This window comes from Pseudoalteromonas sp. MMG033 (genome assembly GCF_057197785.1).
Genome location: NZ_JBXVAL010000002.1, coordinates 198,867 through 212,762 on the forward strand (window position 1 = coordinate 198,867; position 13,896 = coordinate 212,762).

General features: G+C 45.8%; 10 protein-coding genes. All 10 read right to left on the minus strand.

Features of this window, described 5'->3' with window-relative positions:
• Positions 1–16 precede the first annotated feature (16 nt).
• A complete protein-coding gene (locus AC2CZC_RS22220; protein WP_484585466.1) occupies positions 17–961 on the minus strand; it encodes a hypothetical protein in 945 nt (314 codons plus the stop codon).
• A 52-nt stretch (positions 962–1,013) separates the two neighbouring features.
• A complete protein-coding gene (locus tag AC2CZC_RS22225) occupies positions 1,014–1,949 on the minus strand; it encodes a hypothetical protein (RefSeq protein ID WP_484585467.1) in 936 nt (311 codons plus the stop codon).
• A gap of 458 nt (positions 1,950–2,407) precedes the next feature.
• The gene (locus AC2CZC_RS22230; RefSeq protein WP_484585468.1) at positions 2,408–3,358 is read right to left on the minus strand and encodes a hypothetical protein; all 951 of its coding nucleotides are present in this window, start codon (positions 3,356–3,358) and stop codon (positions 2,408–2,410) included.
• Between the two features lie 93 nt (positions 3,359–3,451).
• Positions 3,452–7,279: a hypothetical protein gene (locus AC2CZC_RS22235; protein WP_484585469.1), complete on the minus strand. Its 3,828-nt coding sequence runs from the start codon at positions 7,277–7,279 to the stop codon at positions 3,452–3,454.
• On the minus strand, positions 7,276–8,301 hold the full coding sequence (locus AC2CZC_RS22240) for a DUF4150 domain-containing protein (RefSeq protein ID WP_417709899.1): 1,026 nt from the start codon (positions 8,299–8,301) through the stop codon (positions 7,276–7,278). Before AC2CZC_RS22240 ends, AC2CZC_RS22235 begins: the two co-directional genes overlap by 4 nt.
• Positions 8,285–9,229, minus strand: a complete 945-nt coding sequence (locus AC2CZC_RS22245) for a hypothetical protein (protein WP_484585470.1) — start codon at positions 9,227–9,229, stop codon at positions 8,285–8,287. The genes AC2CZC_RS22240 and AC2CZC_RS22245 overlap by 17 nt, the downstream gene beginning before the upstream one ends.
• Positions 9,226–10,272 (minus strand): DUF2169 domain-containing protein, encoded by a 1,047-nt coding sequence (locus tag AC2CZC_RS22250; protein ID WP_484585471.1) that lies wholly within the window; start codon positions 10,270–10,272, stop codon positions 9,226–9,228. Before AC2CZC_RS22250 ends, AC2CZC_RS22245 begins: the two co-directional genes overlap by 4 nt.
• Complete coding sequence (locus AC2CZC_RS22255; RefSeq protein ID WP_484585472.1) at positions 10,259–11,410, minus strand: hypothetical protein; 1,152 nt, start codon at positions 11,408–11,410, stop codon at positions 10,259–10,261. Before AC2CZC_RS22255 ends, AC2CZC_RS22250 begins: the two co-directional genes overlap by 14 nt.
• 10 nt (positions 11,411–11,420) lie before the next feature.
• On the minus strand, positions 11,421–11,843 hold the full coding sequence (locus AC2CZC_RS22260) for a hypothetical protein (protein ID WP_484585473.1): 423 nt from the start codon (positions 11,841–11,843) through the stop codon (positions 11,421–11,423).
• Positions 11,844–11,856: 13 nt separating this feature from the next.
• On the minus strand, positions 11,857–13,887 hold the full coding sequence (locus AC2CZC_RS22265; protein ID WP_484585474.1) for a type VI secretion system Vgr family protein: 2,031 nt from the start codon (positions 13,885–13,887) through the stop codon (positions 11,857–11,859).
• Positions 13,888–13,896: the final 9 nt, after the last annotated feature.

Genomic DNA, 13,896 nt, shown 5'->3' on the forward strand with positions numbered 1-13,896 from the left:
AAATTTCCGTTTTTTACTACCAAACCTCAAATCGGTTTATTTGCTTATCCTCAGCATCCAAGTACTTTTTCATTGATTCAGGAAACGGGCCAGTGCCCATGGCGTTTTTATCTTTCTTGAAGTGCTCTTCGATGGTTGCATGAACATCCATATCGATCGGTTCACTAATATCCATAAACCTTACAATACTGGCCCAATGCTCTTGCTCCATCCCACCAAATACCGTAATGGTTGGCCTAAACCAGTAACGCTTAGGGTATTTGGTTAACACTAGGCTGCCGGTAGCCATTTCTCCGCCGCCTCTTGCGGCTTGTACCACAGGGCCTTCACACAGCTCTATGTCTTCAATTGGCACATAAAAACGTCGTCTCAGAAATGAAAAAGGCATACGCACCAATCCGGTGTGGCGATTAAATTCTATTTTATCTATCCATGCCCCCCACTCCCAAATTTTGTGAACCGCCATGGGACCTAATATACTTACAGGGATTAAATATGCGTACGAAAAATTCCAAAAAAAGACAATATTAACAACACTAAAAAAAAGCATATAGACACATAAGATAAACCATAAAAAGCAAAACCCGCCCCAAAATGGTGCTCTGCGGATCCCAACAATTTGTCCATCGCACCAACCAATGTGATTATCCGTACCATGGTGCTCCCGCGATGAAAACGGCTTTTTAAATGGCTTAGCTTCTTTAAATTCACAGCCATTTAGTTGTGCAGCTTTTGCAAGGCGTTGCTCATATGTCTGATTATGGAGGTAGTCTTTTGAAAGATCTTCATAAACTAAGCCTTGGGCATAATATTTGTCACGGTTTTTGCGCCTTCTCTCAAGGTCATCATAAAACTCTCGCATACTTCCTGTCGCTTTCGCTTTACGCTCCTCAAACTGTCGCTTTCTAAGTTCTTGTTTAGTCGGCTTTTCAGAGGAAGAATTAATCTTATTTTGGTCCATGACATTCCTTGCTAGCTACAAACTCAATCCTTTTGGTTTGAAAGCAAAACCGCTACCAAACTTCAAACCGGTTTATCTGCTTATCCTCTGCATCCAAGTACTTTTTCATTGATTCAGGAAACGGGCCTGTGCCCATGGCATTTTTATCTTTCTGAAAATGCTCTTCAATGCTTCTTTGGACATTCATATGTATTGGCTGACTTATATCCATAAACTTATTCAGGGCCGTCCATTGCTGCTTTTCCATTCCACCGAGCAGTACAATCGAAGGACGCCACCAAAACTTTGCTGGGTATTGAGTAAAAACAAGGCTACCAGTCGGCATTTCACCGCCACCACGGGCATTTTTTACAACCGGGCCTTGGCACAGCTCAATATCCTCTATGGGGATATAAAAAGGACGCCTTAATAAAGTATGTGACGTACGTACCAGTCCTGTATGACGATTGAACTCTAACTTGTCGAGCCAATCAAACTTCTCCCAAAATTTATACAGTCCCCAGGGGCTGGCTATCATCAAAGGAGAAAACGCAATAAGCCAAAGCGGTCCCGAGAATAGGCCAATTAATAATCCACAAAACCCAACCGCAAATAAAATCACATTTAAAAAAATACACAAAAACCAGATACCTGGCGCTCTCCTAATTGCTGCTACTTGTCCATCACACAAGCCTACATGATGGTCGATATCTGTGTGCTCGCGAGAAACAAATGCCTCACTTTTCAAGTTTGACTTTTTAAAATCACAACCGTTAAGTTCTGCCGCTTTTTTTAAGCGTTCTTCGTAACGTTGATGATGTAAATAATCTCTAGACAATATTTCAAACAGCACACCTGACTGGCTATATTTCAACCTGTTTTTTCTTCTAATTTCCAACGATTCATACATTTTCTTTTTTTCACCAACAGCTTTGGATTTATTCTCCTCAAATTCTTTTGTCATTATCTCAATAGACTTTAAGGGTTTATCATCTTTCTTCAGTGACATATTCATCCTTCAACTTATTCAATATACCTATCGGGGGTTTGAAGGACGCAAAAATACCTCTTGTAAATACATCCCTCCTTGAGTTTGTTCATATTCACCCTCGCCAAAAAAAGACTCCCAGAATGATTCTGCTTGGCGTTTTACATATGACGGTAGCATAAACTCTGTTTCAGTCCCCTCAACCAATTTGGCGCCTTCCCCTTGCGCCGTTAATTGGGTGCACCATTGGCGCGTAAAAGGCTTTTAGAAGCAGCGCAAAAGTCTAAATATTGTGATTGCAAGGTACGTTGATTAGCACGAGATATTCTGGCCTAATTATCTATCACCGCTTGAGTGCATATTGTTTTACGGACCATTTGTTATAAATTTATCGAATTAGGAAGTTAAACCGTTTTTGTGGGACCATGGCTTTCCTTTCGCTATTAAAACTCAACCCTTTTGGCTTGACAGCAAAACCGCTACCAAACATCCTCTCTGTTTACCTGCCTGTCTTCTGCATCCAAGTACTTTTTCATTGATTCAGGAAACGGACCTGTACCCATGGCGTTTTTATCTTTCTCAAAGTGCTCTTCGATAGTCTTATAAATATCCTCGTGAATAGGCTGAGAAATATCCATAAACCTTACAATACTGGCCCAATGCTCTTGCTCCATCCCACCAAATACCGTAATGGTTGGCCTAAACCAGTAGCGCTTAGGGTATTTGGTTAACACTAGGCTACCTGTGGCCATTTCTCCGCCGCCTCTTGCGGCTTGTACAACAGGGCCTTCACACAGCTCTATGTCTTCAATTGGCACATAAAAACGTCGTCTCAGAAAAGAAAATGGCATACGCACCAATCCGGTGTGGCGATTAAATTCTATTTTGTCTATCCATGCCCCCCACTCCCAGACTTTATAGACCGCCATAGGACCTAATATACTTACAGGGATTAAATATGCGTACGAAAACTCCCAAAAAAAGACAACATTAACAACACTAAAAAAAAGCATATAAACACATAAGATAAACCATAAAAAACAAAACCCGCCCCAAAATGGTGCCCTGCGGATCCCAACAATTTGTCCATCGGACCAGCCAATGTGATTATCCGTACCATGATGCTCCCGTGATGAAAACGGCTTTTTAAATGGCTTAGCTTCTTTAAACTCACAGCCGTTTAACTGTGCAGCTTTTGCGAGACGTTGCTCATATGTCTGATGATGAAGGTGGTCTTTTGACAACTCTTCGTAAAAAACATTAGATCGTCTGTATTTCAGACGATTTTCTGCCCACCGCTCTATTTCCTCAAATCTCTCTTTTTCATCGCCGACAGCATTTTTACGCCTTTCTTCATAATCTTTCCGTATTTCTTCGGCTGTTTTAGTACGTTTTGTATTTTCGTTTGGCGACACTTCTTGGGAGCTCATTATATTCCTTTTTAATTAAAGTGATGATTAGTCAATTAAACGTTAATTTTCTCAAACAAAAGGCCTTAAATAAGGAACGTCAACTCTAATACTTTAGTTTATATAATTTAACGCTTCTGGAAACTTGGTAAATAACACAACTTTTTTCAGATACATACCACCTTGCATCTCAACAAATGGCAATGAATCCCCTTTTATTTGCTGCCATAAACTTTCATATGGCTTTCTAATACGAATTGGCAACGCATATTCTTGTTCTGTGTGCTCAAGTATCTTAGCGCCTTTCCCATAAGGGAAAGTCACAAACTCTGCTTTAAACTCAATTTCTTGATTGTGTGCCAAACCGAGTACCTGTTCTAACTTGGTATATGTGGTGCTAAATTGCCATCCTGTTCTACCTGGAAAAATTTCTATTTCCGAGGTTAGCAAACTAATTTGATGATCAGTTATGCGTTTAAATGTTTGCTCCCCTTGACTGATATTCCTCCAATACATTCGGACATCCGCACCATCTTTTTTGTTTACCATGGGCGCAAAAAGCTGGTATTTGACTGTCCCGACGCTTGACGTGACTTTAAACTGCGGAGCATACAGGGCATTGTACAAATCATGGATAGCCAACTCAGGGTTATCCTTCCAAAGTGATGCGCGCATTGTAGACTGATTGCCATCGTCATCTTTAAATCGGGTTTTATAGGTCCCCCAATGGCAAGCTTCTAACCAGCCTTCAATTGGTGCTTCTGAAAACGCCCACACCACACCAGCGCCAATTAGCAATAGTAATAAACCTACAATTGCCAACGCAGGTGCTAACACAGCTACGGCAGCACCTTGCAAACTGGTGGTAAAAACAGCCCCAATAGCAATAGCCGATGACAAAGTCATGCCCGCAAACCCTGTCATCATTAACCCATGGCCTATGGCCTGAGCGGTATCTCCTCGTCCAAGCGTCCCCCGCATGTTGTAAAACGATACATAGGCGCTCACGGCACTGGCTAAAAATGTCGCGGCATTGCCAAGCAAACCAAAGTACACTCCAAATTTGAGTTTTGAGACCAACCAAACACGCTTCTTGAAAGCGCTCGCTGGCACAGGCTTATTCCTAAGTACCGCATAACTTTGCTTAACTGATGGCAGCCCCATACGCCTTTCAACCATATTCAGGCCAATATTCCCTCCTATATCTATCGCATCTAGCCATGCAGATAAACGATCTAGGGGAGTTGAAGTGTCGTCACTGAGTACATCAAATAAGTTCGCAGCCTCTAAGATACCTACAGCGGGGAGTATTCCCTTTAATAAGCTATCAAACTTTTCAGGGTGAATATTCATTGAGGCCATCTTGTTTAATGCACTATTGTCACTCCTCAGACCTTTGAGCTCCCAATCTTTTTCCAATTCACTAATTTTCTTATCTTTTATATCAAGTTCAATATTTTTCTTAGCCTCTTCAAGCCCCTCAATGGCACTCACATCCAATACTAATAACTTCTTTTTCAGGCTTGCTTGACCATTTTTCATTTCAGCTTGCTGCCTCTCTATAGCATCAAGTATCTCATCTAATGCCCCATCCAGCGCTATCATTTGGTCAATTCTAGATTGCACGCTGTGCAACTTATTCATTTTTAAAGTAACCGTTGGCTTTCGAGTTTTTTGTTCCTTATATGCATCATCAAATCGCTCAGCCAAACGTCCAAGTTTTTCAATGCGCTCTTCTGCACGCTTTGCTCGATCTGTAAAGTTTAAAGGAAGCTTTCCATCTGGCAGTTTATTTGAGTAATAATCACCTACATCAATCTCAATTTCTTGAAGCAAGTCTCCAGTAGCGACTTTGGCTAAATGTCTGAATCGCACATATGGGCGCAAATGTACTTTGACGTTCCTAAAATCAACTTTTTCATGCGGCATACTGGCAATACGCATATTTTTCACACTTTGCTGTGCACGAATAATTTGAGCCTGTGCTTTCGTATGACCATCGTGTAGCGCATCAAGTTCTTGTATTCTGTCCTGTAAATAAAGCTCTAATTCCTGAGGGAATGCTTTGCGGCCTTTAATTCCCATAGCCTCTTCCAATGCCTCACGAACTTCATTGTGAGCACGCTTTATCTCTTTAATTTCGTCATTCTTAGATTTTATGTCTTGTTCGAGTCCTTTTATTTCATTATCCAAATCTTTGATTTGGTCTTTTAATTTAGCCTCCTGTTCATTTCGATCTACTGTACGAGCTTTTAAATTCGTTCCAGCACCACCTACGGCAAAAAAACTTGCTGGCGCTGCGAAACTAATCGCCAACACCCCCCAAATCATTTGCGAAGCACGGCGCCAAAATTCGCGCTGCTCGCCAGACATTAAACCTTCGTCTATGTCTTGCTGAATTTGTTGCTGTAATTCAACTGAAAAAACCGTATCGAATGGGTCACTGCTTTCTCTGCGCGCGCACTCATAATCGCTCAATGCAGTGCCGGTCTTTTTCGGGTACATCAGTGCGGTCAGTTTTAAACTGTTGGCTGCGTTTTCAGTATCTAAGGGATGCGTGCCCAGCACTTTTAACATCAGCTCTTGGCCCATGTCCTCTTCGTCTATTTGCTTGGCAGCCCTAAAATCTGAGTCATGTACTAAAAAGCTTTCAATTAAGGTTTTGGTGAGATCGGTGTAAGGCGCGGTGACATCGCTTATTAGCTCATACACAAAGTTGCGTCTTACATCTTCGTAATAGCCGTAGTCCTTCACCGCTTGGTAAAAGCTCATTGGCTCGTCTTCGCGGGTGATATGGTCAAAACCAAATGACTTTTGCACATTGATGGCGCGGGCAGAGGTCAGTGCCTGTTCGGTTTTTAAGTAGCGTCTAAACTCATACTTTGAAAAACCAGCGCGCACCCAGCTTTTGTAGTTTTGTGCCATATCTTGCTCATGTTCAGAGACCGACATGCCAAGGTCTACTTTTTGCTGAGTGGTATTGGGAAACGCAAAAAACTGCGACTGAATGGTCGTCGCCAGCACATGTTTAGAAATGTTCTTTTGCTCTGGTGCAAAGTCTTCAAAATCATCTGGGGTGAGTGGCGCGCCTTTGATAGACTCCATCGACAATTGCTGGATGTTTTTACGCTCTGAGACGATTTCAGCGGCAAGGTAACGGGCCACGCCTATTGGGTCTTTTAATACCGGGCGGTGCAGGCCATTTTTTGGCATACGCGGTAGCGGGATGTGCTGTGGCGCCTCATCATTGCTGTAGCCTTGTGCATAGTTACCCAATTTATCAAGCACTTGCATACGTTGGCTACGGCGCTCGCTCGCTGCATCATCATTGGTGCCCGGCTGAACTCTTGGGCCATAGTTTAAGCGCGGATCATTTTCGCTCATGCCGCCAAAGGCTTCAATTTGTCGCCAGCACCACTGGGTTTCACTGAATGCAATTTCTACTCGGCATGGCTGACCATACAATTTGTTGGGCACCAGCACTTGCTTAAGCTGCTCACCCGTTGCCACGCGCTCACCAACTTGGCCGTGCTCATCAATGCGCCACACTTGCGGGCCTTTTTGGTACGCGAGGTTCACATCTTTAAAATAAGAAATGTCTTCTTCTTCGTGCTCTGTGACTTCAAGCTCGCGCCATAAGTGGCCATCTACATAAATATATAAATATCCGGGCCTTAAGTTCGTAAGTTTACGCTCAGCGGCGCCATCTGGGGTGCACTCACACAAGGGGTAAATGTACACCAACTCAACATCGGCGTTATTATTGTTTTGTGTGGTGTTGGCAAAGCCCAGCGGAATTTTATAAAAACCGGTTTTGGCCTGATCTTCGCTGTAATCTTTGATCATCAATGAGACTTGCTCTGAGTCACTGGCATAGCCTTCAAACACCAATTCGCGATAAGCGCCTTGCTCATTGACGCTAGTGGGAGCTGTACTTGTCATCCGATCCTGATCCTTTCCTGTGAATTACTGATCCCCGATACCACCAAGGTGATATTTTTATCGCCCTCTTGCGGTGCTGGGGTGGGGCGGTTTTCAACGCTGAGTCGCTGCACTGGCATACTGCCTGACTGCATTAATGGCGAAGGCGGGGTATTTTTGTTGTTCGATATCATGATATCCCCTTGGCGCACCGCTGGCTGGTTTTCAATAAACACATTGAATGAGCCCAACATAAACTCCGCTTTGCCTTCGGTCACGCCGCTCATAATGCCTTTTTTGTCACCGGGTTGATCCCCTGTGCTCTCGGTAAATTCGCTATCTCGTGTCCCTGCTGGGTTACCGTTAATTTTCACTGAGCTGGCGGTGTTGGTGATGTCATCGGTTTTTGCCACATTGCAATAGGGAATGGGCACCACAGGAATGCCAATGGTGGTTAAGCAAATATCCAAACTCATCAGTTTGCCTTTGCTTTCAACATGGACTGCGGAGCGGCCATTGATCAGTACATTTTTCCCACTGGCCATGCGCACTTGTTGCTCATTTGCCTCAGTGTCTTTAGTTATCTCACTTTGCTCACCGGCCTCCCAGCCAAGTTCTTCGCTGGCAAGGCGTAATAAGGCATCGGCATCGTTCACTGGCTTGTTAACGTCCATGCCCGTTACAGGCTCGATGTGTGGCAAGATGGGCTGATTGGCTTCTTCATCCCATTCCGGGGGCGGAATAATGTAGTCAGGAATAAACTCTGTGATCAGGTCGCCCAAAGTATGGTCGCTATATTTGGGCCTATCTATTTCGTCACGAAATGCGCTTTCGCCACTGCTTTTATCAGCAAATATCGCCACGCCACTGGCTTGGCCTAGTGCGCCATTGCGCTTTGCCGCAGCGGTTAAGCCCAGTAAAACAGGGTTGTTATGACGCCAAGTTTGGCTGCCGCCACTGCGCAGCTCTGCACTGGTGGCATCAATGTCATATTGTACCGTTCCGGCTTGCTTTCCTTGGCCGGCATTAATGTAACTCATCATCACTCCTTGTCAGTTGCCAAAGCTGTGGCTGCGTGTGCTCAACTATCAACCACACTTTGGGGGATGTGTACTGAATGGGTAAATCTAAATAGGCAAAGCCAAGTACCAAGGCCATTAAGGTTTGCGCGACCCCTGCATGGCCACATAACCTGCCCGGCTCTTTTAATTTAATCAAAGAGGCGGGTCCGCTGCTGTCCGACTGCGTTGCCGCTTGATACAGATGACAGCTGGCATCAAACCACATGTTGTGCCATGCCTTGGTGCTCGCCATATTGGAAATATAAATGTCTTTTAGGTCTGCTTTTACTTGTTTTAACTGGCTTTTTAACGGGTTATTGCTGCTTTTTAAACACATGGCTTGCTTGTTTTTACCGAGCAGTAACGCACAGGCACCTTCGCTCATGATCATGCCTTCAGTGCCATCTTGGCGCTGTAGCTTGTCTTGCCAATCACTGTCATACAAAATTTCATGGCCTGTACAGGCATCTGCCGCCACCACCACAGTGCCATCGGGTAGAGTTAAATCAATATCGTCACTTTGACTTATCAACACATCTTGTAACTCGCATTGCTGGCAAAGAGCGTTGAGGGCTTCATCACTGATTAACGGATCTGTGCCTTGCTGAGGGAGCACAAAATGAATGCGGTTAGACCATGCGATGGCACCGGTTTTTTCTCCTCTCAGCAACGCAGGAATGGCCAATCTTGTCATCAAGTCGCCCAGCATCAATTCAATACGGGCAGCGCGCGGTAAATTGGCCAAAGGTCCAAGCTTGGCGACAATGGCTTTCGCCATGCCTTCTTCTTCCTCTAAATTGCTGGTGGCGGTATAAGTCATGCCATTTTCAATGGCGCTATAAAACGCGCTTAAGGTTGTGCCCGACGTATTAATGTGGCCTAAATAGCTAATGTAGCGTTCGCTGCTCATACGCTTGACTCTGTATCCGGCAGTGGTGTTTGCTCTGGCATGACTATCAAGGTATCCATTGGGTGGATCCCATCTTGTTTCACCGTGGTGCGCCATAGCAAAGAAAACTGCTGAGTATGGGTGTCAAGAATTAAGCTATCACACACCATATTTAACGGCGTTTGCATAGCGCCGCGCATCATCACCAACTCAGGTTTGACATAAGGCAATTCAAAAGTGACTTTTTGGCCATAAGGCAGGCCCTTGGTTAAGCCACTCAGTGCGATTGTGGTATGCGGCTTTAAGGTACAAGGCAAGCACTGATCCGCTGGCGCATAGTTATAATAATTGGCACATAAAGCTTCAACATATGGGTAGTCACCTGCAACCACGGCCTGAATATCTAACTCAGGTTGCAACTCTAAACGCGGTGACCAAAAATGCGGAATGGGTGCAAAGCTGGCAACTGGCGTGGTATCTCGCGGTTTTCTTAACACCTGATCGGCATATTCCACTTGCGGTAATAGCTGCCCGATCCCGTCTCGGTTTCTGAGCTTAAAGCCTCGACCTATGGGGTTTTCTCTGTCCATACTTTGCGGGTTATTTGGCGCTTGACCACCATACGCCACCGCGTAATTGAGCAGCAATGGCCTGAGCGGCTGTAAATCCTTTGCCACCGCACCAAATAAAGACCAGCGCCAGCGCCGCTCTCCGGTCACTCGCAAGGTTTTATTCATCAGTACGGCATTGTCACTCAACAGGTCAACGCCCACCTCCATCACATGAGCAGCCCGATCACTGGGTGGAAAACAAGTAAAACGTCCATACCATTCAAACCCTTGCTTAAACGGCACCATGTCATTGGCAGCGATCAATTCACACTGCGCGCCTTCGCCTTGAAAGCCATCGCCCATGGTGATCTCAGGACCATTTAGCTCTTGGGTGACCTTGCCTTGCTTGTCGTATTCAAAGTTTTGCTTTACCACCACCACATAACAAGGCTGAGAGTCTTTATCCCAGCTTGGGGCAATTTCAGCAAACCATGCTGAGTCATTTACTAACATCCGTTGTTCTCCTATCTATAAATTCCCAATGCCTTGGCGTGCAGGGTAAAAAATACAACATCGCAGCGATTTTTTGCTCATACTGCGCTGCCACCAGCTTTTGTACTAATATGCCCTTAAATTGCTTTATCAACTGAGCATCCAAAGCCACAAAGCTTTTTCCTTGCAGCACATAGTCGCCTTGCTCCAGCAATATTGTCTGACGGCATGTCTCTGCATGTTTCACACAGGGGATCTGCAACCCGTCTTCGACTTGCCCCTCCCCTTTTGCCAAACTGATGGCCGCCACCAACTTAAGTTCTTTATCAGTGAGTGTTTGCCATGCCTGATAAGCAGGCTCACTCATAGGCTGCGTATCGAGCCAATTGACTAACAGTTTGAGCGTTTTTTTATGAGCAAAGTGGCTAAGTACATGGGCACTGTGCAAGGGATAATGCTCACAAAATGCCACACAGGCATCTTGCCAATCTGGCAACTGTGCAATACCTGCAAGGCAAAGTAGTTGCGCCTTATGCTCCGCCTCATCGGTAGCACTGAAGGTTTTTAATAACTGCGCCGCAAATTCGTCATGTGCAAACAGCCACATGTTGACTAACGCCGCATGAACAAACTCAAAATGCGTGCTTTGCAGGGCTTGCTGAAGCTGTAAAGCATTTAACGGTTGGCCTGCAAACGCCAATCTCACCAACCAAGGCTCTGGCGTTTCAATACTGGTCAGCATGGTCTGGCGCTCAGCGTCGCTAAAATCGCTCAGCCACGCTTGTGCACTCATTGCAAACAGCGCACTTGCGCCGCTTTGACGCCAAATGGGCAGATCTGTACTGGGCACCTTGGCCCCTGCCAGCCACATCGCTAAAAAAGTATCTAGCCAAGGGGCTTGCTGCGCGTTTTGTTCATGCCAAGGCAATAGCGCCTGCCAATCGGCTTTAATCATGACATTGAGCGCTTGCTCATCTAACCATTCAAACTCGCTGGGCTGTGCTTGTGCGAGAGTGTAAACATGGTTAACCAGAAAGTAGTGCAAATCATCAAACCTGTGTTGACGCACAATCCCTGACTTTTCAAGTTCGCAAAGCTGTCGCCACAACTTTTTTATCTGTTGCTTGTGAAGTGGCACCTTGGTGACTGCTGAAAACATACCTGCCCTGCTAGTTCAATCTAATTGGCCAGCCTTGCAGGCTCAGGTCTTTTTTGGTTTCAGCGGATAAGCTATCGCCTTCCAGTAAAATCGAACCATCGCCATAAATTTCAATCGAGCCTTTGGGCGTTTTAATGCAAATGCTTTGGTCGGCTTTGATGCTCACTTTGCCTCGATTATCATCAAACTTGGCACATGGAAAACTGCCACTGGTTGCCAGTTTGCCAATCACCACTGGCTCTTTAATGCTAAGTAGCACCACTTGATCGCCTTTTTGAGCACGCGACACACTTTCCAGCTGACCCACCACATCGACCTCTCGGCCACTGTTGGCCAACATCACACTGACTATTTTGCCCATCTCATCCACCAGTAATACGCTGGCCACCAACTGACTGGCCGCTGGTAAATACGCCAAATTATGACTGTGCATTTCCCATCTCCTCTTAATTGTTCGCTAATGCATTGCCAGAAATAGAAATGTTGCGCGCGCTTAAGGTCAGGTTGGTGCCGTTAATGGTAATGTTGCCAGCCCCATCAATTTCGATGCTGCCACGCCCTTGTACCAATTGAATAGACCCTTGACCTTGCGTTGATAACGTCAGGTTATTACCACTACTTAAGGTAATTTCACCTGCGTTTGCGCTCATTTCGATGTTGCCTTCCTGGCTGTGAACATTGATCTCTTGGGCTGCTTCCATACTCAATGCTTGTGTTGCTTCGAGGTCAATATCGCCATCCGTTGCTTGAATTTTAAAGTTTAAGTCCGCAGTTAAGCGGATCCCCCGCGCACCGTGCAGTTCAAGTTCTGCATCTGTACTTTGAATCGCAATACGATCTGCGGCTTTGACTGTTAGCTCGTCAGAGGCGGTAACATTGAGGTTGCCACCCGCCTGCATGGTCAGATCTTCTTGCGCCTGCAAGCGCATTTCTCCGCGACTAGATTGCAACATCACCTTTTCTTGTCCATCGGTTGCATCTAACAGCAAGCTATTGTCATCACTGGCCGTGGCCACTTTAATTTTGCGCTCTCCCTCTTTGTCACTCATCACCAGCGTATTGCCAGCACGGGTAACAATTTTGTTTTCATAGGGATTATTGCTGCTCACAGGGCTTGGGGCTTGGGCGTTATAAAGCGCGCCTAAGATCACCGGACGATCCAAGTCGCCATTTTCTCCACACACTAAGACCTCTGTGCCTTGGGTGAGCGGAAAGTGCATGCCATGGCCTTGACCACCATAGGTTTGTGTTAATCGGGTTGGTCTGCTTTGCTGGCCTTCGCCATCTTGGTTAAAAGGCAGTTTGACTTGATATTGACCTGTCTCATCCACCTCTTGCTCAATGGTGGCGTTGAAGGTGGCAAAGACCCGTCTTTTTGGTCTGGGCTGGGCACAGTAATCTTGCGCAATTGGCAGTAACACGGCCTGATTTTTATAAGTCAGCCCAGTGACTTTGCTGCCATATGCCACGCTGCCAGCCTGACAGCCTTGATGGGACACATGAGTCACTAGGTATTCACCTGAATAACTGGGATGATCTGTGACTGTTAAGCACACCCCCGGGCGCAATGCACGGCAGTCTGTATCTGCGATCAGGGTTTCTCGCTGGCAGTCTAGGCTGCGTTGATGCACTTCAGCTAAGTCGTTGCCATCACCGTCACTGGCCAAGTTGTCACCAAAATGCGCGCTTTCGCCAAAGCCGCTGATGTCAGTATTATTGCGGCTACTGCCCTGTATCTGGGCGCCACGCTCGTAATGGCTGTCGTAATAGCGCACTTGCTCGCTGAGCATGGTGGCTTTTTTAGAAAACGCGAACACGCTTTCGCATGTACGCACCTGCCCGCTCGGGGAAACAAAAGGCAAGGTGATCTCTTTAAGCGGTCTGGCAAATTTGTCGCTCGACTCGCAAATGGCCAGCTTGGCAATGCCATAGTCGATTTCTCGCCAGCCATATACATAGCCGTACCGACGCATCAACCGTGTGATAAAGTCGTAATCACTTTCGTCATATTGCACCACCATATCAAGCGTTGGGCCGCTGACTTGTAAGTCGAGCTGAGCCGATGGGAAATCGCACTTTTGCAGCACGTTTTGGATGATCTGCCCGGGGTTCATATCAGTAAATATCCGGTTTGAACGGTGTTGCTTAAGCTTTGCAAGGCCTGATTGCAAAGTTAAGGTATACACATACCCCTGATGAGACTGACCATGGCAAATATAATTGGTTAAAAATCCGGTCACGGTGAGATCTTCAGTGCTCCACGCAATGATCAAGCTGATGTTTTTGCCGATCAATACATCCGGCTCCACCAGCTCTTCACTCAGTACTTGAATGTCAAATATGCAATCATCACACAAGGCATCAAGATCCGCTTGAAAGGATTGCACCTGAAACAGCGCTTCACTCAGCCCTGCAATCGTCACTCCAAAGTGGCTTTCATCGGCGCCGGTCAGTTTTCCCGCATCTAGTCCAAACATGGTGCTGCT